Here is a 21,475-nt window from a genome sequence, read left to right as displayed (position 1 = left end):
ACGTAGCGGGGCACGCAAGGTGCAGGAAAAGTTCGCCGCGGTGCAGCGACCTGGTTGATGTCCTTCCACGGATCAAAGTCGGTCATGTCATTCAGGGTAGCAAGGACGCCAGATCCCAACAAGCACGGTTTTGATGCAAAAAGTGCCTTGCTTGCGGTACTTACGCTGAACTTATGCCGCGATCACGTCGCCTCGGCGGCAGGTGATCGCCGCATCCCTCATGTTCCGTTTCATGCGGATCGCGTCCCGAGGCGCGGACAATCTCGCGCCATCGACTGAGCATCTCTGTCCTTCCCGCACCTTCGCCCGAAAAACAATTTTGGCAAGTTCTTGACGTCTGATTTTTACTGAAATAATCTGAATTCAGAATGTTGATCGAAGCACAAGACATTCACGCGCATTGACGCTGCCTTCCCTGGGATCCGCGCAGGGATCTGCGTGGCGCGGCGAGTTCTACCCCGAAGTCACTGACAAACGAAATCGCGACATCAAGAAATCTCGTCATCCACCCATGATCTTTAACGGAACCCAAGTGAAAACTCCTCTTATTGCTGCATCGCTCGCCGCGTTGTGCGCGAGCGGTTCTGTGTGCGCTCAAAGCAGCGTGACGCTGTACGGGATCATCGACGAAGGCCTGACCTTCTCGAATAATCAGCTTGGCAACAAGTCGTATCAGATGCAAAGCGGCATTTCGCAGGGCAGCCGCTGGGGGCTTCAGGGGGCGGAAGATCTGGGGGGAGGGTTGTCGGCGATCTTCCGGCTCGAGAACGGATTCGACATCAACTCAGGCAAGCTGCTGCAGCAGGGCCGCGAATTCGGCCGCGGTGCTTACGTGGGTTTGTCGAGCAAGACCTTGGGAACGGTCACGCTCGGCCGTCAAAACGAAATGATGGGCGACTACGTGGGCCTCTACACCGCGAACGGTAACTGGGGCATCCTGTTTCCGCATCCGGGCGATCTGGACAATACCGGCATCGACTTTCGTATCAACAATGCTGTCCGGTACACCTCGCCGATCATCTCGGGCATCCAGGCGTCGGCGTTGTACGGATTCGGGAACGTGGCCGGCGCGACCAACCGCGACGCGGTCAAGTCGGTCGGCGTGAAATACGCGGGCGGTCCGGTTGCACTGGCAGCCGCGTATACATCGATCGATCACCCGGCCGAAGCCGTGCCCGAAGGCGTGTGGACGGCGACCAACGCGGTCGATGGCAACTACGGGCTTGCTGCGTCGAAGTACCAGTCGTTCGGTATCAGCGGGCAGTACTCGTTCGGCAACGCAAAAATCAGCGCCGACTATACGAACACGAAATTTTTCGGACTGGATCCGACGGTCGGCGCCAACATCAGCGGCCACGTGTCGTTCAACATCTTTGAGGTCGTGGCGAGTTACTACGTGACCCCGTCACTGCAACTCGGCACCGGATACAGCTTCACGGAAGGTCAGGTCTCGGCGACTTCGCAGAAGCCGAAGTATCACAACGTCGATGCGATCGTGGACTACTACCTGTCGAAACGCACCGATACCTACTTGCAGGCCACTTACATGCACGCAGCGGGTGATGCTCAATACGCCGATCTCGCGCCGGTTTTGCAGCGATCGAGCACACCCAACCAGATTGAAGTTAGATTGGGGCTGCGCCATCGTTTCTGACCGTCAATAATTCATCTTCGCGCGTGCTGCGAGTCAAGTCGGTCAGATCGCGGCACGCTTTCGTGCATCTTCATCCGGCGGGATGCCGGGACACAGGAGTATCGATGGACAGTTTCGAGATCGACGCGAAGCGCAGGCAATGGTTGTTGGGGTCGCTGGCCGCAGGGGCGGGCCTGATATTGCCGTGGGACTTCGCGCGCGCGCAGGGCTCGGCAAGCGACGACGTATTGAACATCGCGTACATCTCCGACGTGCCGACCTGGGATCCGACGGCGATCACGGTGCCGCAGGCGCAATCCATCTACGAGACCGTCTTCGACTCCCCGTTGCGCTACTCGCCAACGCTGAAACTGGAAGCGCGCCAGATCACGGCATGGAAGTGGCAGGACAAGACCGACCAGCGGCTTGAAGTCACCTTGCGTGACGACATCCTGTTTCATGACGGCTCGAAACTCACGACCGCCGACCTGAAATACAGCCTTCACGATCGACCGTCAGCCGACAAGAAACTGGCGGTTGGCGGCATGTTCCAGACGCTGAAGGACGTCGAGATCATTTCGCCCACGCGCGCCGTGCTGGTGTATAGCAAACCTACGCCGGCCGCGCCGATCTATCTCGCGTTCCTGGCGGGCTACATCCTGCCGAAGGCGTACATGGAGAAGGTCGGCATTGACGGTTTCCTGGCGAAGCCGATTGGCGCCGGGCCCTACAAGCTGGTCGACTATCAGCGCGGTTCGCGCATCGTGCTCGAAGGTTTCGATAAATACTGGGGCGGCGTTCCCGCGATCAAGAACGTCACGTTCCAGATTACGACGGAACCGTCGGCGCGGGTAGCCGCGGTCGAATCCGGCCGCGCGGGCGTGGCGGTGCAGATCCCGCTGCGCGAGGCGCAGCGCCTGGCGAAGACGCCCGGCATCACGACGAAGATCTATCCGTACAGCGAGATCTACATGCTGCGCATGCCGAACTACGTCAAGCCGTTCGACGACGAAAACGTGCGCGCAGCCATGCATTACGCCATTGATACCGCCGCACTGTCCAAAGCGTTCTATGGCGGCGAAGCCGTGCCGTTGTCGGTCACGGCCACGCCCGGTTCGCCCGCGGACGTGCCCGGTTTCAAGATCGGCTTTGATCCGCAACGCGCGATTGCGGCGCTCGCGAAGTCGGGGTACGGCCCGAACAAGCCGGTGAAGGTGCCGTTCCTCACGACCAACGGCACGTTCCCGAGCGACTACGACATGGCAAGAGCGATCGCCGGTATGTGGCAGCGCGTAGGAATCCAGGCCGACCTCACGCAAACCACCATGGCGAAGGTCATCGGCGAGATCCAGGCGACCAAGATGAGCGGCGTGCTGCTCTATAGCTGGGCCAATTCGACCGGTGATCCTGAGAACTACACAGGCCGGATTCTCGATCCGCGCCTGCGTTTTTCTGCGTGGAAAGACGACGCACTGGCGCCGCGCGTCGAAGCGCTGATGACCGAAGTCGATGAGGAAAAGCGCATGGCCGGGTATCGCGCGCTGAGTCAGGAGGCATCGGAGAAATCGTGGGTCGTACCCTTGCTGCAGGCAGTGACCACGATTGCGTATCGATCGAATATTGATGTGAAGACTTTCGACAGCGGCTATATCCTGCCGGTCGAATACAAGCGCAAGTGATGGGCGGTCTCTTTCAACCAGGAGCATGCGATGCAGATTGAAGATTCTGTCGCCTTCGTGTCAGGCGCCAATCGTGGCGTAGGCGCGCGCTTTGTCACGAGCCTGATCGAAGGCGGCGCGCGCAAGGTGTATGCCGCCGCGCGCGATTGCAGCGCCGTTTCAAAGGGCGACTCGCGGATTATCCCGATCACGCTCGACATCACGGACCCCGCGCAGGTGGCGCAAGCCGCGGCAACCGCACGCGATGTCACGCTGCTGATCAATAACGCCGGCATCAACCGGCTTGAGCGAGCCATTTTTCCCCGCGACAACACCGCAGCCCGCGCCGAAATGGAGGTGAACTACTTCGGCACGCTTGGCATGTGCCGCGCATTCACGCCCGCGCTGATCGCCAATCGCGGCGCGGTCGTGAACATGCTGTCGATTCTCGCGCGCGTCGGGTTGCCTATGATGGGTTCCCTGTGCGCGTCGAAGGCGGCGGCGTTGCGCATGACGGAATGCCTGCGCGCCGAACTCGCGGAGCATCATGTGCGTGTGCTCGGCGTGCTGCCCGGCGCGATCGATACCGACATGAGCCGCGATTTTCCGCCGCCCAAGCTGTCGGTGAGCGAGGTGGTCGACGCCGTGTTCGCCGCGCTCGCGAATGGTCCCGACGAGGTGTATGTTGGGGCGATGGCGCAAGGCGTTGGTGCGGGTCTCGCGGCCGATCGCGATGCGCTCCAGAAGCAGTTCGCGGGTTATCTTTGAAATCGATGGAGGAGAGATGATGAGCGGTCAGACAATACAGGTGACAGCGTACGACGGCGGCAAGTTCGCGGCGTATCTCGCGAAGCCGGCGCAAGGGTCGGGTCCCGGCCTCGTGCTGCTGCAGGAGATTTTCGGCATCAACGGGTATATGAAATCGATGGCCGACCGTTATGCGGAAGAGGGCTATGTGGTGCTCGTTCCGGATTTATTCTGGCGCATGAAGCCGGGTGTCGAACTCGGCTACGGCGAAGCGGATTTCAAGGAAGCGCTCGGCTACAACGAAAGGCTCGATGAAGAGAACGCGGTCAACGATATTGCCGCGACTATCGCCGCGATTCGTGCCTTGCCTGAGCAGGCAGGCAAGGTCGGCACGATCGGCTACTGCCTCGGCGGCCGTCTTGCGATGCTCGCCGCCGCGCGCACCGACGTGGATTGCGCCGTGAGTTACTACGGCGTGGGACTTGATGCCTACTTAAGCAAGATCCCGGCGATTCACTGTCCGATGATCTTCCACTTCGCCGAGAACGACGCGATGACGCCGACGGCATCGCGTGAAAAGATCATCGCGGCGCTGAAGGATAAACCGTCGATTGAAACCTATGTGTACCCGGGTTGCGATCACGCATTCGCTACGCCCGAGCGCGAGCACTTCGACAAGCCCGCGGCCATGATGGCGTACTCGCGGACCATGACGTTGCTGCGTAAAGTGCTCGGTCCCGTGTACGACCTGAACCAGCTTTGGGAAATGCATTGCTACTACGAATTCGGCACGCGCGACGTGAACGCCGTCATGCCGACGATGGTGGCGCAGCCTTACGTCAACCACGTTCCCACCATGACCGGCGGTGTTGGCCACGATCAGCTGAAGCGCTTTTATAAATACCATTTCGTCGATTCGAATCCGGCGGACACGCGCCTGATTCCGGTGTCGCGCACTATCGGCTCGGATCGCGTGGTCGACGAGTTCGTGTTCTGCGCGACGCACGATCGGGAAATCGACTGGTTGTTGCCGGGACTCAAGCCGACCGGAAAATACTTCGAAGTGCCTATGCTGGCAGTCATCTGTTTTCGCGGCGACAAGCTGTACAACGAGCATATCTATTGGGACCAGGCGTCGGTGCTGGTGCAGATCGGCGCGCTCGATCCGACAGGCTTGCCAGTCGCCGGCATTCAGACCGCGAAGAAAATGGTCGATGAAACCTTGCCCACGAATACATTGATGCCGAACTGGGCGTCGAGTGAAGGCAAGCCGGTTTAATGCGGAAAAGGCGATGGCACCATGCGGTTCCGTCGCTCGAAACGCACAAACCTCAGCGCATGAACAAGCCGCCGTTCACGTCCCAGCACGCTCCGTTCGCGAAGTAAGCATTCTCCGCGGCGAGCATGACGGCTACATCGGCAACGTAATCGGCCGAGCCAAGACGTCCGCCTGGAATGCTCGCGATGACCGCGCTCAACTTGTCGGGGGGCACGCTTTCATGAACGATGGCCAAGTCCATCGGGCCGGGGGAAATGGCATTGACCGTGACGCCACGCGAGGCGAGATCACGCGCGAAAACCTTGGTGAGCGTAATCACGCCGCCCTTCGATGCCGCGTAGTGCGCACCTGTTGCCGAGCCGCCATTCTGCCCTGCGAGCGATGCGATATTAACGATGCGCCCGCCGCCGGCATCGGCGAAATGCTGGCCGAACACCTGGCAGCCGAACAACACGCTGCGCAGATTCACCTGGATGACTTGATCGAATTGCTCGGCGGTGATTTCCATCACCGGCACGACCTTCGACGCGCCCGCGTTGTTGATCAATGCATCGATGCGTTGCCACTTGTTCAGGATCGCATCGCGCGCAGCGCTGAAATCAGCTTTCGATGTCACGTCGAGGTTCAACGCAAACGCCGTCGAGTGATCCGCGCTGAGTTCGCTCGCCAGTTCCTGCGCGGCGTTGAACGCAATGTCGCCGATCGCCACGCGATATCCCGACGCGTGAAAGCGTCGTGCAATCACTGCGCCGAGGCCTCGCGCCGCGCCCGTCACCAGGACTACCCTGTCCGTCATGCTGTCTCCGATCATTGAGCGAACGCGCCTTCAAGACAAGCTTCAAAACATGCAGCGATAGCGCAAACGAGTTCGTCCGCGCCCTTGCGCCCGACGATCTGCAGACCGGCACGCAAAGGCGAACCGGCAATCGGCAGGGGCAGGCTCAGCGCCGGATGACCGCTGAGATTGAACGGCCGGATCAACGACGACATAGCGATGACCGACGTACCGTTCCTCGCCGCCTCGAGCGTGATCGGCAGCGCGGGGAGTGTCGGCAGCACGATGGCATCGACGCTTTGCAATGCATGATCGACCTCGGCGGTAAAGCGTGCACGCACCGACTCCGCGACGGCAAGATCAGCCTCTGTCGTCTTCGATGCGACCCGCAGGCGTGCCTCCAGATCCGCACCGAGCTTGCCCGTCTCGAGCAGATGACCGAACGCGGCCCACGTTTCGGCGTTGATCACGGTCAGACCCGCGTCGAAAGCGGCGCGCAGGTTAAGTAACTCGATGCCTTGCGATGGGAAGCCCGCAAGCGACGGCGCGTTCGTCACGGCCTCACTGATCTCGCGGGTCGCATCGGCTGACACCACGCCGATCCTGAGCGAAGAGGGTAACGTGCTCGCGACGCCTTCGTCGAAGCCGGGGGCGATAGCTGCCATCACGTCGATGAGCGTCAGCATCTCGCGCGCAAACGGTCCGACGCAATCGAGCGTGCTCCGTGCCGGCGCAACGCCGCGTCGCGATACGCGACCGAACGTCGGCTTCATGCCGATCACGCCGCAGCAAGCAGCAGGACCGCGCACCGAGCCGCCGGTGTCGGTGCCGAGCGCCGCGCTCGACAGATGCAACCCGACTGCCGCCGCCGACCCGCTCGACGAGCCACCCGGAATGCGTGTTTCGTCCTGCGGATTCTCGGGCGTGCCGGTGTAGTCGTTGATCCCTGTCATGCCGAACGCCAGCTCGTGCATGTTGGTCTTGCCGACCACGCGCCATCCTTGCGCGAGCAGGAGGTCCACCACTTCCGCATGATTTTGCGCCGGCGGCGCGTCCAGCAGCGCGCGGCTTGCCGCCGTGGTCGGATAACCCGCGATGTCGATCGTGTCCTTGAGCGCAATGCTCGGGCCGTCGGCGTCGCCAAGCGTAAATTCGCTGATGAATTCGTTCATTGCCTGGGAGTGCCTGAGGCGCCGAAGCTGCCGGTGGAAGAGGGATGAACCTGCCACGGCGCATCGAACAGGCGCTGCGTGCGGAAATGCTTGATGAGCCAGCGTTTGTCATCGGCGGCCGGCACGAAATCCACTTCAAGTCTCGCCGATACCAGCTCGGCCCCGCCCGCCACGTACCCCGATGCCTGCAACATGATCCAGCGCCCTGTGGCACGCGTCGTGGCGGCGTCGACATCGATAGTCTCCGATGCCATGAAGTGCGTGTTCACACTGAAATGCGGCGTGGGCGGCAGATAGCGAGCAAGCATCGCGACGATCGCTTCGCGGCCGGTGAGCGCGCCGAACTTCTCTGCGTACTCGGGGCCGATGCCTTGCCATATGGCATCTTCACTGAACAGCTCACCAAGCGTCTCGGACGGTTGGCCGCCCGATGGAACGTCGCAGAGCGCCATGTATCGCATCATGGTCCGGCGCACCGCGCGCTCGGCTTCGAGCGCGGCGAGCCGGGTTGTCAGAGCGGCCAGCGTCTCGTTCATTAGCTCGTTCATGTCGGGTTCGGCACGGTCAGTGCCCGTCCTATGCGGGCTTCGATCTTGCCGTAGCGCCACAGGTTGTATTCGCCCACCGGGGTGGTCCGGTACAGGTTGCAGACGGCGGCCGCCGTGTCGAAGCTGTCGACGTCGGCCATGATGTAGAAGGTCCAAGGTGCGCCGTCCGCCTGACCCACGACGAGCCGGTCGTCGTCCATGATGCCGAGGACCTTGACCCCTTCCATAGCCTCGATGCTCTTCAGCATCACGCCGTACGCCTGCCAGACCGTGCCGATCTGCTCGCGCGGAAGGTCGAAGAAATTCTGGGTCACGCCGCAGCAAAACAGTACGCGCAGAGGCAACGATACGGTGTCCACCATGGTGGATCTCTCCTGAAATTTGATCGGACGGCCAGTGTAGCGAGCGCGGTCAGCGCCCAAGTGCCTTCGCTGTCGTGCCCGCAATGCCGAAGTCGGTATTCGGTATGTCCTTGATCATCACGCGGATCGCCGCCAGCGGCGCGTCCAGTATCCCGGCACACGTGTGGCTCAACGCGGCGATCAACGCCCCCTTCTGCTGCTGCGTGCGCCCCGCGATCAGAATGGCGACGATCACGGGTAGCGAAGCTGAGGCGCCGTTCGCCGCCGTCTTGCCTCCTATGCCGAAGTTCGTGCCGGGCAGCTCGTTGATCAGCAGGCGAACCGATTCAGCCGGCGCACCAATCGAGTCGACGGTCGCGGTCGTCAGCGCAGCGATCAACCCAGCCTTGACGGCCGGCGTGTGACCTTCGGGAAGAAATACTTCGAGCGTTGGCATGGCGAACTAGAGCAGGAAACCGATTGCGTTGAGCGCGTCGGTGGAATCGATCAGCCTCACGACCTTTTGCACAATGCGCGGCCCACCGTCGGACAGATCGATGCGATGCTCCACGTCCGCCGCGAACAGCGTGCTGACACCGCGCTTGTACGCGACAATGACCTGCGCGCTGCGTACGTCGACCATGTCCACCGAGTCACTCGACATTGTGAAGCGCGACACGGTGCGTACCGTGCGCGCGGCGTCCGTGACGCTCGGTGAATAGCCTGAGCTCAGGCGCTGCACGCGCAACTCGCGCATGTGGTGATCGTCATAGGCGTAGTTCAGCGTTGCCGCGAAGTCGGTCGCGAGCGGATCAATAGGCACCACGTAGAACCCGTTGGGCGACCACAGATCAAGCCACGCACGATAATCCTTTCGATCCAGAATCTCGGCTTCACGCCAGATGAACTGCACGGCTTGCGCGAACACCGGCTGCGTGAGGAGGGCGTTGGTATCGTCCATGTTATTGCTGCTCCATCATCTCGCGCCATTTCGCGTAGGCGGCGCGCATGCCGGTTTCGTCGGTGGCATGCGCCGTTTTTTCGCCGTTCGCCGCCGTGGTTTCGCGATTCAATCCGCGATTGACGAGGATCGGTACGTCGGGCCCCGCGTGCGAGCCGCGCTGCACACGCTCCCATGCTTCGGCATCGTCGGGGCTGCCAAACCCGAACGGGCCTTGGAAATGTTCATGCACGCGCAAGCGCGCGCGGTTGGCTTCCTCAGGACCGCCGTCCATGCCGAGCGCCACATGACGGATCTCGGTTTCCTCGACGGAAATGGGCCGCAGCACGCGGAAAAATGCCATCGATAACGCCAGGTTCGGGAACAGGTTCAGGTTGAAGCCGACGCCCATCAGCGAGCGAACGATTCGCCTCACCTGATCGGCGGCATAGTCCTTGGCCAAAGACTCTGCCAGGGCTTCGTAGCGCGCCGGAATCGGCGCACCGTTGTCTTCGTCCAGATCAACGATTTCAGGCACAAGCACGGCAAGGCTATGGCCGTTGCCTAACGAGCGGCAAAACGCTTTGTCGCTGGTCATGAAGCTGGTGATGGCGGCAGCGGTTTCGTCGTCGATGGTTTTCATCCACGACTTGTGGACTACCGGAAAGTGATACAGGTCGGTCGTGTTTTCAAGCTGGATCTTCCAGTTACCCTTGAACTTGAACTTGTGTTCGCCGTTGGCCTTGACCGGAAAACCCGCGCCCTGTTTCATGAACAAGTCGATCCACGGTTTCGCTCCGCCAAGGAAATCCTCCAGCGGCTCGATCGACTGATCGAAGCTCGCGAAAATCAGTCCCTGATAGATCCCGACGCGCAGGCTTTTCAGCGGCAGTTCGGTCTTATCGACAATACCCTCGTAGCCATCGCCATACGGCAGCGCACGCAGTGCGCCGTCGAGTCCGTACGACCAGCTGTGATAAGGGCAGGTAAAGCCGCGCGCGTTGCCTTTGTGCTGCTCGCACACGGTCGCTCCGCGATGGCGGCAACGATTCTCGAGCACGTTGATTTCACCGGTCTTGTCGCGGACCACGATCACCGGCTGGCGCCCGATTGTCGTGGTACGAAAGTCGCCCGGTTTCGGCAGTTCGCTTTCATGTGCAACCCAGATCCACGTCTTGTAGAAGATGCGTTCGAGTTCCGCTTCGAAAATCGCCGGATCGTTATAAAGCGACGGCGAAACGCGGTCGGCTTCCGCACGCTTGTAGAGCGCGCTGGTGTCGATGGCCTGATAGGCCGTGGGGTGGAAATCGCTCATCGATGACCTGGGTAAAGTGGAGAGGGCCGTGACGCTAGTTATGGATTGAAGTGTCGGCCGGCAGGGTGCATAGGTCAAATTCATCTAAAATCGGTAGGTCCATCAATGCGGCAAATATCATGACCTCCATCGATCACGTCGATCTGAACCTGCTGCGCGTCTTTAACGCGATCATCGAAGAGCGCAGCCTGACGCGTGCGGGGCAGCGGCTGGCCCTGTCGCAGCCGGCGGTCAGCTATTCGCTCGGGCGCTTGCGCACGCTCTTCGACGACCCCCTTTTTATTCGCACGCGCGTTGGCATGCAGCCGACGCCCATCGCGCTCGAACTGGCGACAATCGTCGCGCGGGCGCTGGACACGGTGCGCGAAGCGCTGCGTTATGCGGAACGGTTCGATCCGGCCATCAGTACGCGGACCTTCAGGCTGTCGTTATCGGATGCGGGGGAGTTGGCGTATCTGCCGCCGATCTGCGCGGCTTTGCAGCGGCTTGCGCCGCGCGTGAAGCTGCGCATAGAGCCGACGCCCGTGGAAGCGATTGAAGAAGCGTTGAGAGTAAGCCGGCTCGATTTCGCGATCGGCAATTTGCCGGAGCTCACGGCGCGGACGCGCCATCGGCTTTTATTCGATGAGACGTACGTCTGCATGACGCGTAAGCGCCCCGGGTTGCCGCGCGGCGCGCAAATCGATCTGGCCGCGTTCACCGAAGCGCCGCACGTGCAGGTCTTGTCCGTTGAGCACAGTCACCATGCGCTGGAAGATGCGTTCCGCTCGCAAGGGGTCGGGCGTAATACGTTGCTCGAGTTGCCGCACTTCGTCGCGTTGCCCAGTGTGCTCGGCGTCACGGATTACTACGCAACTCTGCCGCGCCGGCTGGCCCAGATCTTTAACCGCGATGGCCGCTTCCAGATCTACGAACTGCCGGTGCAACTACCCGGTGCGACCGTCACGATGCATTGGCACGAGAACTTCGACAACGACGAAGGCAACGTCTGGCTGCGCGAACTGCTGAGCGAGAGGGTGCAGACCTTCGATCAGTTTCCGCAGGCTGACGCCTAGAGGTCGAGCACCAATACGGGAGACCGCGAGCGCGAGACGCAGCAGCAAATGACGGTGCCGCTCGCGCGTTCCGACATGCTCAGGCAGTGATCGCGATGTTCCGGCTCGCCGCCGACGACATCGACCATGCAGGTGCCGCAGACGCCTTCGCCACAAGAGGTATCGACGAGGATGTCGATGGACGCGAGCGCCTCCACTATCGACATGCCCTTGTTCACTCGCACTCTCGAGCCTGTGCTGGCGATTTCCACGTCGAAGAAATCGACAGTGGGAGCCGCGTCGGTGGTCGTAGCGGGACCGGCGGAAAACCGTTCGAGATGGATTGATTCGGCGGGAACGTATCGTTCTGCCACGTTCACCACGCAATCCATGAACGCGCCCGGGCCGCATGTGTAGACGTGGGCGCTGGGCGCAACGCCCACGAAACACTCTGCCACTTCTGCATCGGCTCGATCCGGTTCGACGCCGCAGTGAAGCGCCACGTGATTGGCGAATGGCGGCTGCAAGAGCAAGGGGAGGAATGCGGCGCTGGCCTGGTCGCGAACAAAATAGTGCAGCTTGAACGACGCATTCTGGCGAACCAGGCGGTACGCCATGCTGAGCAGCGGCGTAATGCCAATCCCGGCCGCGATCAGGATATGTTCGCTGGCCGTCGCGTCGAGCCGAAACAGGCTGCGCGGCGGCCCGATTAGCAGATGCGCTCCGGCTTCCACGTGGTCGTGCAATGAACTCGATCCTCCACGTGAAGCGCCTTCACGTTTGACCGCGAAAAGATGCTGCTCTCTCAGATCAGGGTCACCACACAGCGAATATTGTCGTGTGACGCCGGATGGGCTGGTTACGTCGATGTGAGCGCCCGGCTCGTACACGTCGAGCGGTGCGCCGTCGACGCGAGAGATGGCGTAGGAGCGAATACCGGGAGCTTCGTCGCGCACAGCATCGACGCAAACAGTGATAACGGAAGAACTCATGGCTTATGGGGGCTGTTTTACGATTGAAGCGCGCAACGACATCGAGGGATTTGGCCGGAGCGCGCTGTCAGAAAAATACAGCTAGATGCCCGATAGGCCAAATCGATAATAAATCGATTGCTATATCAGTCTGGCTTATTTCGTTGGTAATACGGTCGCATCCCTGCGGAGAGTATCGACGCGTGCGTCAGACTCATCGCCCTGCTCAAGATGCATTCAAGGGCGGCTGCACACTTTCGATAATCGACAGATCGGTGTTGCTTGGCAGGCAATGGGTGCGGTCAATTCAGGACCGGTAATCGGGTCGGCTGGACCGTTTCTGCGCGCGTGGGCGTTGCGTGGGCGTTGCGTGGGCGTTATTTCGCCCACGGCTACCTTGCAGCGCGCGTTGAAATCGCGGCTCGATTGTCCGCCTAGTTGTACGACATGGTGAACGTCGCCATCGCTTTGACAGAGCCGGGCCTGACGGCCCCCGTGCGGATGTATTGCGCCGACAAAGGCAGTACAAGTACGCCGTTGGGCGAAGCTCCGATCTGCCACTGGTTCACCACGCCCACGCCTACCGCGTCGGGTCCGAAGACGACCGGGGTGCCGTCGCCTTTCAATACCTGCACGCCAATCCCCGTTACGGTGGACTCGGGCGACAGCGTGAGCACGTTCGATCGATTCGCTGGAGTGACAACATCCGTTATCACGATGGATACCTGTGCACCGGTCGAGCACGTGAAATCCAAATGGAACGCTGTCCTTCCGGCGACTGCTCCCACACCGGCGGCAAAGGCTCTTACGGCGGGCGTGGGGAGGTGAACGGCGATGTCCTGGGTCTGTACGGAACACGTTGCCGTGTTAAGCGTGCCAGTGGCACTGCCTGTGTAGACGGGCGACGATTGGGGCCATATTTTGCCTACGTTATCCGATGTCTCGTAGGCCTCGCTCAGCACGGGAATAGAGGACAGCGTTGTCGCGCCGCCTTTGACTGCACCGTAGACAACGAAAATTGTCGTGACTGTAAGGTTCGTGACGATGTTCGGCCCAGCCAGCGGACCCGAGAGATTACACGGTATTCGCAGCAGGCTGTTACTGAGCGACAAATTGCTGGAATTTCAAGCCGGGGCGTCGAAGACGAATCGAACACCAAGGCCATCGATAGCGGTCTTGTACACGTCTGTGAAGCCAGGCGCGAGCGCGGCGGTCACCGTAAGTTGAATGTAGACAGTTGCCGAAGTATTGAACGGGCTGCTATTTAGAAAAGAGCAATTCATCAGGAAACCGGCTGGCGCGACAGTGCTTACCACGGTGCCAGATGGCGCGTTCATCGGAATGACGATCGTTCCTGCTGCCAGCACCTTGTTCACGTTACCCGGATTGCATGTGATCGCGGCGGAAACCGGAGTAACAAAAAGCGCGCTGAGCAAGAGGGTGACCAGGCCGGAAAGAAGGCACGCGCGCAAGGTTCGACCGATCGTTGACACGTGGGCCGTCAGTGATAAGCCATCGATGCGATACCGGTCACCCGGTCTGCCCGGAACTGTCATATAGCTTCATACCCTTGCGGTTTTAAACACGATGGCAGCCGCGTAAACCGAAACCGCCCCAAGCACGACAGGAGACGATCCACGAACAGGGCGACCGCGGTCAACTCCAGAGTTGTCGCCAGAGCATTTCATTCTTGGCAGCGATTTGACATGGGATGCCGGGGCAGCGACGCCAGCATTCAGTCGCTCCACGGGCCATTGCTGGAGGCTCGGTGCGATATCCGAAAGAGAAAGTGCGCTGTCGCTTGTCGCGTGCAGCCTTCTAAAAATGGCATCGTTCGTTGGCAGCACCGGACGAGATGTTTAGTGCGCGGATCCCCACTTACTCGATGCGCTTTTGACGCAGTAAAAAGCCGATGCCGGATGAACATATGTTCATCCGGCATCGGCTTTTCTGCTTTCTGGTGTTACGTCAGGCGCGGATGTTGTTCAGACCGACTGATCGCGCCCTCGGCAAACCAGCAGAATTAGTTATGCGAGTAGAGCGATTGCGTGGTGTTCGCACGGACGCGGCTGCCCGATTGCGATTGCGTGTCTTGCACGCCACCGTAGGACGACGTTGCGTTCGAGTTAGCTTGCGCTTGTTCCGCTGCAACGGTTTGTGCGCTTTGGCCGCGTTGCGATGCCGGTGCGCCGACGCTCGGGTTATACGACGGTGCCGGGCCGTAGCCGCTGCTGGCGAATGCGGGGGCAGCCAAGGCTGCGGAAGCGGCGACCAACAGGGCGGCGATAAGATTCTTGTTCATGATGTGCTCCGATTTGCATGAGTTTTAAGGGGCGCAGCGGCTTGGTTTTTCTGCTCACTGCGTCGATGAAATGCAGTGTATACCCTTACTATCAATTTATTGTATCGATAGGATGCAATTGACTCTTCGGAATTTGCTAATAATGAGATGCGGCTTCGCGGACCGCCGAGCACGCGCAATCTAGTCGTGAAGCGTTTCGATGATCGCCGCCGTGATCCCCGTGCGCCCGTACGAAGCCCTCTCGACCATCCCGACCGTGCGCATGATTGCCGGCTGCGCAATCGATATCAGCCGCAACGATGGATCGGTCTGCCATCCCGCCCTATGCAGTTGCGGCAGCACCGTCACCCCTACGTTCTTCCTCACCAGCGCCACGATCGTCTCGATGGAATTCAGCTCCAGATACTCGGTCACCTCCAGCCCAAGCGCCGTCAGCGCTTGATCCACGACCACGCCGGTTCGCACGCGCCGGTCGAAACGCAGGAACCCGTGTGACGCCAAAATCCGGCGCGGATCGGTATCGGTGATCTCGTGGCTCACGATCAGCATCAGCGGCTCCGTGTAGAGCGGAGTCCATTTAAGCGTATCGGGCAGGATCTGGTCTGGACGCGCCACGACCGCTGCAATGTCCACCTCGCCTTGCTCCACCATGACCGTCAGCTCGTCCGAACGGGCCGACAGCAGCCTTACGTCCAATCCGGGATGAGCCGTCTTTAGCCGCGCAACTCCCAGTGAGAGCGCCTGGATCACCGAGACAACCGCGCCAATTGCCACAGGCCCCTGCATCGACCCAGCGGGCGTAGCTTCGAGCTCATCGAGTAGATCGAGGATCTGCTCGACCTTCGGCCGAATCTCGTGCCCCTGCCGGCTCAGCGTGATCTGACGCGCACTGCGGTCAAAAAGCTGCCGCCCCAACGCTTGCTCCAGCCCGCGCATCTGCAAGCTGACCGCTGCCTGGGTGAGCGCGACCTTATCGGCTGCGGCCGCGAACGATCCTGTCCGCGCAACCGCCCGGAACGTCTTCAGCATTCGAATGGTCGGCATGAATTAGATGACATGAGTCATTCAAGGAAAAGTTAAGCATCAAAAAGAAAGTTTAATATTTCCTGATGCATTTAGGCCGACATAATTACTTCATTGAAAGTTTTGGCGACGGGCGGCCGCTCTATCGCCGAGAGAGAACAAGATTCCCGGCTAGCCGCCTGTATCGCCCCGCAGCGGAGTGTTGAATTTGTCGACGTTAAGCAAGCTGCCCCTGAACGAGCCCGATCGCCAGCCTGATCGCCACGATCAGGTCAATCCGGCGGCCAGACATCCTGTACTCGAAGTCAGCGGTTTCTCGCTGAAATTCTCGCGCGCCGCGCATGTTCCGAATCTCGTCGAGGACGTCTCGTTCTCCGTGAATGCGGGCGAGACGCTGTGCATCGTCGGGGAATCGGGCTGTGGCAAAAGCGTGACGTCGCTCGCGTTGATGGGTTTGCTGCCCAGTCCGCCGGCCAATATTGTCTCGGGGAAGGCAATCTTCGACGGCCGCGATCTCTTCACGCTGGGCGAACGCGAACTCGCCGATATCCGCGGCAACCGGATGTCGATGATCTTCCAGGAGCCGATGACCTCGCTCAATCCCGCGTTCACCGTCGGGCACCAGATAGCGGAATGCGTGCAGCGGCATCGCGGTTTGAGCGGTGCGGCGGCGCGCAAGGAAGCGCTGGATATGCTGCGCCTCGTGCGCATTCCCGCGCCGCAAACGCGGCTCGACGCGTATCCGCACGAGCTGTCCGGCGGCATGCGCCAGCGCGTGATGATCGCGATGGCGCTGGCCAATCGCCCGCAACTGGTGATTGCCGATGAACCCACGACCGCACTCGACGTCACCATCCAGGCGCAGGTTTTATTGCTGGTGCGCAGCCTGCAGGCCGAAACCGGCACGGCGATGGTGTTGATCACCCACGACCTCGGCGTGGTGGCCGAAGTGGCCGATTACGTCGCGGTGATGTATGCGGGACGGATCGTGGAATATGGCTCGGTGGATGAAATCTTCGATGACCCGCAGCACCCATACACCATCGGTTTGATGGGCGCGATTCCATCGGTGGGAAAACGCGAAGGCGCGCTCGCCACCATTCGCGGTTCCGTGCCGTCGCCGGAACAAATGCCAAAGGGGTGCCGGTTCGCGCCGCGCTGTCCGTTCGTGGAGCAGCGGTGCATCGACGCGGTGCCTCCCGATAAACAGCTTGGCGGAACGCATCGAGTCGCGTGCTGGGTCGCGCCGGTCGAGCACACGCTGAGTGGGGCCGTGGCATGAACTTCGCCGCTCCCATTATTGAAGCCAGGGACCTGACCAAGCACTTCGGCGGGACCCGCAATTTGTTCACGCGTACACCGACGGTCTACGCAGTGAACGGCGTTTCGTTTTCCGTGCAGAAGGGCGAGACGTTTGCGATCGTCGGGGAATCGGGTTGCGGCAAGTCGACGCTTGGACGATTGTTGCTGCGTCTTATTGATAGCACCGAAGGCCGGGTGATCTACGAAGGTAAGGACATCACGCATCTGGGCACCGAGCCCATGCGCCGCCTGCGCCGCGAGATGCAGATCATCTTTCAGGACCCGTTCGCGTCGCTGAACCCGGGTATGACGGTGGGCCAGATCATTGGTGAACCGATTGCTTTGCATGGTCTCGCGAAAGGCGCGGCACTTCGGCAGCGCGTCTCGGACTTGCTGCATACGGTTGGATTGCAACCCGGTTACGCCGAACGATATCCGCACGAGTTTTCGGGCGGTCAACGGCAGCGCATTGGCATTGCGCGAGCGCTGGCGGGCGAGCCCAAGCTGATCGTCGGCGATGAACCCGTCTCCGCGCTCGATGTCTCCGTGCAGGCCCAAGTCATCAACCTGCTCGAGTCGCTGAAGCAGAAGCTTGGCCTGACGCTGATCATGATCGCGCATGACCTCGCGGTGATCCGCCATATGAGCGATCGCGTGGCGGTGATGTATCTCGGCGAAATTGTGGAAATGGCGGACGTGGACGATCTTTTTGATCAACCGCTGCACCCGTACACGCAGGCTCTATTGCAGGCGATTCCGGCGAGCAGCCCACGTCAGCGTCGCAGCAAACCTTCATTGACCGGCGATCTTCCGAGTCCGACCGCACCGCCTTCGGGCTGCCGTTTTCATCCGCGTTGTCCGCATGCACGGGCCCGCTGCTCTGACGAGCAACCGGTCAGCGAAACGCTGGAGAACGGCCACCGGGTCGCGTGCCATTTTTGGCGCGAGATCCAGAACGCGGGTGGCGGCGCGCCGCTCGTTTCCATCGTCAGTCCAAAGCTTACCGAGCGGCTCGCGGTGTATCGCCAACGTCAGGCGCAGGTCGACGGCACGATCAAAGAACAATCGAACAAACGATAAACGGGGAAGTCCAGATGCGAAACATTTTATTGGCCGCGGTGCTCGCCGCGGGTGTCGCAAGCACCGGCGCCGTGATGGCTCAGTCGAGCTCGACTATCCGGATTGGTTTGCAGGACGACATTGGCACGCTCGATCCGGCGCGCAGCAGTCAGGTGGTCGACCGGATCGTGTTCAGTTCGCTATGCAATTCGCTGGTGGATATTGGCCCGGACCTGAAAATCGTGCCCATGCTCGCGCTGTCCTGGAGCATGAGCGCCGACAACAAGACGCTTACGTTCAAGCTGCGCCACGGCGTGAAATTCCACGACGACGAGCCGTTCAATGCCGCTGCTGTGAAGGCGAATCTCGACCGCGCGCGTTCCATGCCCGCGAGCAATCGCAAGAGCGAGCTGGCGTCTATCGATCATGTGGATGTGGTCGATGAATTCACCGTCGCGATCGTGTTGAAAGCACCGGACGCTGCACTGCTCGCCACGCTCACCGACCGCGCCGGCATGATGCTCGCGCCGAAAACGCTAACCGATGACGCGGGCGTTTCCACGCATCCGGTGTGCTCGGGTCCGTACAAATTCGTTGAGCGCGTGCAGAACGACCGCGTGGTGCTGCAGAAATTCGCGGGCTACTGGGACGCCGATAAATACCCGATCCAAAAGGTCATCTTCCAGCCGATTCCCGACAGCACCGTGCGCCTCGCGAACCTGCGCTCGGGTTCGCTCGACATGCTGGAACGTCTCGCGCCGTCCGATGTTGCGTCGGTGAAAAGCGACAAGAACCTCAACTTCATTTCGATGAGCGGTTTGGGCTTCTACGACCTGACGTTCAACGTCTCGAATGGAGCGCGCGCGCCGAAGGCATTCAAGGACAAACGCGTGCGCCAGGCGTTCGAACTTGCCGTCGATCGAGACGCGATCAATCAGGTGATCGGTGGCGGGATTTTCTCGCCGATCGCTCAGGCGATCCCGTCTAACAGCCCGTACTTCGATGCATCGCTGAAGACGACCAAGCGCGATATCCCGAAGGCCAAGGCATTGCTCAAGGCTGCCGGTTTCGAGCAACTTAATGTGGAGCTGACCTTCGGTAACAACACGGTATCGAACCAGATGGCGCAGATGCTGCAAGCCATGCTGTCGGAGGCCGGCATCAACCTGAAGTTGCGTCCGACTGACTATGCCGCTGCGCTGAATGCATCGACGAAAGGCGACTTCGAATTGCTGTATCTCGGCTGGTCGGGCCGCACGGATCCGGATGGCAACCTGCACCAGTTCGTGACCTGCAAGGGCAATCTGAACTACGGTCGATATTGCAATCCGGATGTCGACAAGCTGCTCGACGATGCGCGCGTGAAACCGACGGTGGCCGAGCGCAAGCCGATCTACGACGCCGCGCAAAAGATCCTCGCCGACGAAGACCCGATCATCTATCTCTACGCGCAGCCGTGGCCGTATGCGTTGTCGAAGAAAGTGCAGGGCTTCACGCCCTATCCGGACGGCCTGATCCGTCTGCGTGGCGTGAGCATCAAGGGGTAATTCTTCCATGTTGCGACTCATCGCCAACCGCGCGCTTGTAGCGATCCCGACACTGATCCTGGTGTCGATGATGATCTTCGGCCTGCAAAAAATGCTGCCCGGCGACCCGGTCCTGGCGATGGCCGGCGAAGACCAGAACCCGCAAGTCATAGCAACGTTACGGCTGAAGTATCACCTCGATGAACCCGTGCCCGTGCAATACGCCCTGTGGGTGAAGGACATTCTTCATGGCGATCTGGGCGCGTCGTTGAGAACCGATGTGCCGGTGACCAAACTCATCGCGCAGAAGTTGCCGGTAACGTTGCAACTGGCCGTGATGGCGATGATCTTCGCGATTGGCATCGGCATGCCGCTTGGGGTTTTATCGGCGGCGAACAAGGGAAAAGCGCTCGATTACGGCGCGAACGTTCTGGCGCTCACCGGCATGTCCATTCCAAATTTCTGGCTCGGGATCATCCTGATCTTCTTGGTATCGGTGAAATGGCAGTTGTTGCCTTCATCCGGATACGTGTCGCCGACCGAGGACTTCTGGTTAAGCATCAAGACCATGCTGATGCCCGCGTTCGTGTTGGGCGCAGCGCTTGGCGCGCAGTTGATGCGGCATACGCGTAGCGCAATGCTGAGCGTTCTGCGCAGCGACTACATTCGGACGGCACGCGCCAAAGGCCTCTTGCGCGGCACGGTGGTGGTCAAACACGGCTTTCGCAACGCGTTGATTCCGATTGTCACGGTACTTGCGTTGCTGTTCGGCGAACTGCTGGCGGGCGCGGTGCTGACGGAGCAAGTGTTCACCATCCCTGGCTTCGGCAAGCTGGTCGTCGACGCCGTTTTCAATCGGGATTACGCCGTCGTTCAAGGCGTCGTGCTGGTGACGGCCGTAGGATTTATCGTGGTGAATCTGTTCGCCGATGTCTTGTACGTTCTGCTCAATCCACGGCTGAGGAAAAGCTGATGGCGACTATTGTGGAAGTGGAAACAGCAGCTCTGCCGCGCAAACGCAATCGCGCGGTGGGTCGCTTCATGCGCAATCGTGCGGCTGTGGCGGGCGCGGCAATAGTGCTGCTGGTGATTCTCGTGGCCATCTTCGCGCCGTGGCTTTCGCCCTACGATCCCATTCAGGCGAGCTTCATGACGGTGCGGCAAGCGCCATCGGCGAGTCACTGGTTCGGAACCGATGAACTCGGCCGCGATGTGCTCACGCGCTTGCTGTGGGGCGCACGGGCTTCGTTGCTGGCGGGGGTGGTATCGGTGGGGATTGCGGTGATCATTGGCGTGCCGCTTGGTTTGCTCGCAGGCTACTTCGGCAAGCTCGTCGATGGCGTCATCTCGCGCTTTACCGACGCGTTGCTGTCCATCCCGTTCCTGATCCTCGCCATTGCACTGGCCGCGTTCCTTGGACCGAGCCTCACCAACGCGATGATCGCTATCGGCGTCTCGGCCATGCCGCGTTTCGTGCGCCTCACGCGCGGCCAGGCGATCAGCGTCAAAGCAGAGGATTATGTGGAAGGTGCGCGCGCTATCGGGCTTGGGCACTTTCGCATTATCGTCCGCTATATTTTTCCGAACGTGCTGCCGCCCATCATCGTTCAAGCGAGTCTGACGGTCGCGATGGCGATCATCGCGGAAGCCAGCCTGTCGTTCCTCGGCCTCGGGCAATTACCGCCCGCGCCATCGTGGGGATCGATGCTGAATACTGCGAAGGATTTCGTCAGTCAGGCGCCGTGGATGTCGATCTTTCCGGGCATCGCCATCTTCCTGGCGGTGCTCGGCTTCAACCTGCTCGGCGATGGACTGCGCGACGCGCTCGATCCGCGCGAGCTTTGATTTGT

Annotated in this window: 22 protein-coding genes; 10 read left to right on the top strand and 12 right to left on the bottom strand. The window is 60.6% G+C overall.

What is annotated here, in order from left to right:
* Window positions 1-532: 532 nt before the first annotated feature.
* From BSU04_RS14150 to BSU04_RS14135, 4 genes are all read left to right on the top strand, one after another.
* Window positions 533-1,654: a porin gene (locus BSU04_RS14150; protein ID WP_256982709.1), complete on the top strand. Its 1,122-nt coding sequence runs from the start codon at window positions 533-535 to the stop codon at window positions 1,652-1,654.
* A 104-nt stretch (window positions 1,655-1,758) separates the two neighbouring features.
* Entirely contained in the window at window positions 1,759-3,312 is a 1,554-nt protein-coding gene (locus tag BSU04_RS14145) for an ABC transporter substrate-binding protein (protein WP_089161178.1), read from the top strand.
* A gap of 30 nt (window positions 3,313-3,342) precedes the next feature.
* Window positions 3,343-4,059 carry an SDR family oxidoreductase gene (locus BSU04_RS14140; RefSeq protein ID WP_089161177.1) on the top strand — a complete coding sequence of 239 codons (717 nt, stop codon included), beginning with the start codon at window positions 3,343-3,345 and terminating at the stop codon, window positions 4,057-4,059.
* Window positions 4,060-4,078: 19 nt separating this feature from the next.
* Window positions 4,079-5,317 (top strand): dienelactone hydrolase family protein, encoded by a 1,239-nt coding sequence (locus tag BSU04_RS14135; RefSeq protein WP_089161253.1) that lies wholly within the window; start codon window positions 4,079-4,081, stop codon window positions 5,315-5,317.
* Between the two features lie 52 nt (window positions 5,318-5,369).
* Here BSU04_RS14135 and BSU04_RS14130 read toward each other — a convergent pair whose 3' ends face one another.
* The 7 genes from BSU04_RS14130 to BSU04_RS14100 are packed head-to-tail and all read right to left on the bottom strand — an operon-like array spanning window position 5,370 to window position 10,408.
* Window positions 5,370-6,113, bottom strand: coding sequence for an SDR family NAD(P)-dependent oxidoreductase (locus tag BSU04_RS14130; RefSeq protein ID WP_089161252.1), 744 nt, complete (start codon window positions 6,111-6,113; stop codon window positions 5,370-5,372).
* A gap of 11 nt (window positions 6,114-6,124) precedes the next feature.
* Window positions 6,125-7,264, bottom strand: coding sequence for an amidase (locus tag BSU04_RS14125; RefSeq protein WP_089161176.1), 1,140 nt, complete (start codon window positions 7,262-7,264; stop codon window positions 6,125-6,127).
* The gene (locus tag BSU04_RS14120) at window positions 7,261-7,812 is read right to left on the bottom strand and encodes a nuclear transport factor 2 family protein (RefSeq protein WP_089161175.1); all 552 of its coding nucleotides are present in this window, start codon (window positions 7,810-7,812) and stop codon (window positions 7,261-7,263) included. Before BSU04_RS14120 ends, BSU04_RS14125 begins: the two co-directional genes overlap by 4 nt.
* Complete coding sequence (locus BSU04_RS14115; RefSeq protein WP_089161174.1) at window positions 7,809-8,174, bottom strand: hypothetical protein; 366 nt, start codon at window positions 8,172-8,174, stop codon at window positions 7,809-7,811. The genes BSU04_RS14120 and BSU04_RS14115 overlap by 4 nt, the downstream gene beginning before the upstream one ends.
* A gap of 49 nt (window positions 8,175-8,223) precedes the next feature.
* Window positions 8,224-8,610: a tautomerase family protein gene (locus tag BSU04_RS14110; RefSeq protein ID WP_089161173.1), complete on the bottom strand. Its 387-nt coding sequence runs from the start codon at window positions 8,608-8,610 to the stop codon at window positions 8,224-8,226.
* Between the two features lie 6 nt (window positions 8,611-8,616).
* Window positions 8,617-9,114 carry an aromatic-ring-hydroxylating dioxygenase subunit beta gene (locus tag BSU04_RS14105; protein WP_089161172.1) on the bottom strand — a complete coding sequence of 166 codons (498 nt, stop codon included), beginning with the start codon at window positions 9,112-9,114 and terminating at the stop codon, window positions 8,617-8,619.
* 1 nt (window position 9,115) lies between these two features.
* Entirely contained in the window at window positions 9,116-10,408 is a 1,293-nt protein-coding gene (locus tag BSU04_RS14100) for an aromatic ring-hydroxylating oxygenase subunit alpha (protein WP_089161171.1), read from the bottom strand.
* Between the two features lie 119 nt (window positions 10,409-10,527).
* Between BSU04_RS14100 and BSU04_RS14095 the strand changes: the two genes are divergently transcribed.
* The gene (locus BSU04_RS14095) at window positions 10,528-11,463 is read left to right on the top strand and encodes a LysR family transcriptional regulator (protein WP_089161170.1); all 936 of its coding nucleotides are present in this window, start codon (window positions 10,528-10,530) and stop codon (window positions 11,461-11,463) included.
* Here BSU04_RS14095 and BSU04_RS14090 read toward each other — a convergent pair.
* The 5 genes from BSU04_RS14090 to BSU04_RS14070 all read right to left on the bottom strand — a co-directional run bounded on the left by BSU04_RS14090 (window position 11,460) and on the right by BSU04_RS14070 (window position 15,759).
* Complete coding sequence (locus BSU04_RS14090) at window positions 11,460-12,434, bottom strand: PDR/VanB family oxidoreductase (RefSeq protein ID WP_089161169.1); 975 nt, start codon at window positions 12,432-12,434, stop codon at window positions 11,460-11,462. The genes BSU04_RS14095 and BSU04_RS14090 overlap by 4 nt on opposite strands.
* A 413-nt stretch (window positions 12,435-12,847) precedes the next feature.
* Window positions 12,848-13,525, bottom strand: coding sequence for a fimbrial protein (locus BSU04_RS14085; RefSeq protein ID WP_089161168.1), 678 nt, complete (start codon window positions 13,523-13,525; stop codon window positions 12,848-12,850).
* A 12-nt stretch (window positions 13,526-13,537) separates the two neighbouring features.
* Window positions 13,538-13,906 carry a hypothetical protein gene (locus tag BSU04_RS14080; RefSeq protein ID WP_144021235.1) on the bottom strand — a complete coding sequence of 123 codons (369 nt, stop codon included), beginning with the start codon at window positions 13,904-13,906 and terminating at the stop codon, window positions 13,538-13,540.
* 530 nt (window positions 13,907-14,436) lie between these two features.
* Window positions 14,437-14,715 carry a hypothetical protein gene (locus BSU04_RS14075; protein WP_089161166.1) on the bottom strand — a complete coding sequence of 93 codons (279 nt, stop codon included), beginning with the start codon at window positions 14,713-14,715 and terminating at the stop codon, window positions 14,437-14,439.
* Between the two features lie 180 nt (window positions 14,716-14,895).
* Window positions 14,896-15,759 (bottom strand): LysR substrate-binding domain-containing protein, encoded by an 864-nt coding sequence (locus BSU04_RS14070; RefSeq protein WP_089161165.1) that lies wholly within the window; start codon window positions 15,757-15,759, stop codon window positions 14,896-14,898.
* A 211-nt stretch (window positions 15,760-15,970) separates the two neighbouring features.
* On the opposite strand from BSU04_RS14070, the gene BSU04_RS14065 reads away from it, so the two are divergent.
* Genes BSU04_RS14065 through BSU04_RS14045 form a run of 5 tightly spaced genes read left to right on the top strand, consistent with a single transcriptional unit; the run spans window position 15,971 to window position 21,470 of the window.
* Entirely contained in the window at window positions 15,971-17,020 is a 1,050-nt protein-coding gene (locus tag BSU04_RS14065; protein WP_089161251.1) for an ABC transporter ATP-binding protein, read from the top strand.
* Window positions 17,017-18,120, top strand: a complete 1,104-nt coding sequence (locus tag BSU04_RS14060) for an ABC transporter ATP-binding protein (protein WP_089161164.1) — start codon at window positions 17,017-17,019, stop codon at window positions 18,118-18,120. Before BSU04_RS14065 ends, BSU04_RS14060 begins: the two co-directional genes overlap by 4 nt.
* Window positions 18,121-18,134: 14 nt before the next feature.
* Complete coding sequence (locus tag BSU04_RS14055; protein WP_089161163.1) at window positions 18,135-19,646, top strand: ABC transporter substrate-binding protein; 1,512 nt, start codon at window positions 18,135-18,137, stop codon at window positions 19,644-19,646.
* 7 nt (window positions 19,647-19,653) lie between these two features.
* Window positions 19,654-20,598, top strand: coding sequence for an ABC transporter permease (locus BSU04_RS14050; RefSeq protein WP_089161162.1), 945 nt, complete (start codon window positions 19,654-19,656; stop codon window positions 20,596-20,598).
* Window positions 20,598-21,470 (top strand): ABC transporter permease, encoded by an 873-nt coding sequence (locus BSU04_RS14045; RefSeq protein ID WP_089161161.1) that lies wholly within the window; start codon window positions 20,598-20,600, stop codon window positions 21,468-21,470. The genes BSU04_RS14050 and BSU04_RS14045 overlap by 1 nt, the downstream gene beginning before the upstream one ends.
* The last annotated feature ends 5 nt before the right edge of the window (window positions 21,471-21,475 follow it).

The organism is Caballeronia sordidicola (genome assembly GCF_002220365.1).
Taxonomy (GTDB): domain Bacteria; phylum Pseudomonadota; class Gammaproteobacteria; order Burkholderiales; family Burkholderiaceae; genus Caballeronia; species Caballeronia sordidicola_C.
Note: the sequence above shows the minus strand (reverse complement) of the source record. Positions and strands in the feature narration are given on the sequence as shown.

Coding starts and splice junctions, on each gene's coding strand:
- BSU04_RS14100 (WP_089161171.1), bottom strand. CDS start 10,408: ATGAGCGATTTCCACCCCACGGCCTATCAGGCCATCGACACCAGCGCG.
- BSU04_RS14050 (WP_089161162.1), top strand. CDS start 19,654: ATGTTGCGACTCATCGCCAACCGCGCGCTTGTAGCGATCCCGACACTG.
- BSU04_RS14105 (WP_089161172.1), bottom strand. CDS start 9,114: ATGGACGATACCAACGCCCTCCTCACGCAGCCGGTGTTCGCGCAAGCC.
- BSU04_RS14060 (WP_089161164.1), top strand. CDS start 17,017: ATGAACTTCGCCGCTCCCATTATTGAAGCCAGGGACCTGACCAAGCAC.
- BSU04_RS14120 (WP_089161175.1), bottom strand. CDS start 7,812: ATGAACGAGCTAATGAACGAGACGCTGGCCGCTCTGACAACCCGGCTC.
- BSU04_RS14125 (WP_089161176.1), bottom strand. CDS start 7,264: ATGAACGAATTCATCAGCGAATTTACGCTTGGCGACGCCGACGGCCCG.
- BSU04_RS14145 (WP_089161178.1), top strand. CDS start 1,759: ATGGACAGTTTCGAGATCGACGCGAAGCGCAGGCAATGGTTGTTGGGG.
- BSU04_RS14130 (WP_089161252.1), bottom strand. CDS start 6,113: ATGACGGACAGGGTAGTCCTGGTGACGGGCGCGGCGCGAGGCCTCGGC.
- BSU04_RS14135 (WP_089161253.1), top strand. CDS start 4,079: ATGAGCGGTCAGACAATACAGGTGACAGCGTACGACGGCGGCAAGTTC.
- BSU04_RS14115 (WP_089161174.1), bottom strand. CDS start 8,174: ATGGTGGACACCGTATCGTTGCCTCTGCGCGTACTGTTTTGCTGCGGC.
- BSU04_RS14045 (WP_089161161.1), top strand. CDS start 20,598: ATGGCGACTATTGTGGAAGTGGAAACAGCAGCTCTGCCGCGCAAACGC.
- BSU04_RS14070 (WP_089161165.1), bottom strand. CDS start 15,759: ATGCCGACCATTCGAATGCTGAAGACGTTCCGGGCGGTTGCGCGGACA.
- BSU04_RS14055 (WP_089161163.1), top strand. CDS start 18,135: ATGCGAAACATTTTATTGGCCGCGGTGCTCGCCGCGGGTGTCGCAAGC.
- BSU04_RS14110 (WP_089161173.1), bottom strand. CDS start 8,610: ATGCCAACGCTCGAAGTATTTCTTCCCGAAGGTCACACGCCGGCCGTC.
- BSU04_RS14095 (WP_089161170.1), top strand. CDS start 10,528: ATGACCTCCATCGATCACGTCGATCTGAACCTGCTGCGCGTCTTTAAC.
- BSU04_RS14140 (WP_089161177.1), top strand. CDS start 3,343: ATGCAGATTGAAGATTCTGTCGCCTTCGTGTCAGGCGCCAATCGTGGC.
- BSU04_RS14075 (WP_089161166.1), bottom strand. CDS start 14,715: ATGAACAAGAATCTTATCGCCGCCCTGTTGGTCGCCGCTTCCGCAGCC.
- BSU04_RS14090 (WP_089161169.1), bottom strand. CDS start 12,434: ATGAGTTCTTCCGTTATCACTGTTTGCGTCGATGCTGTGCGCGACGAA.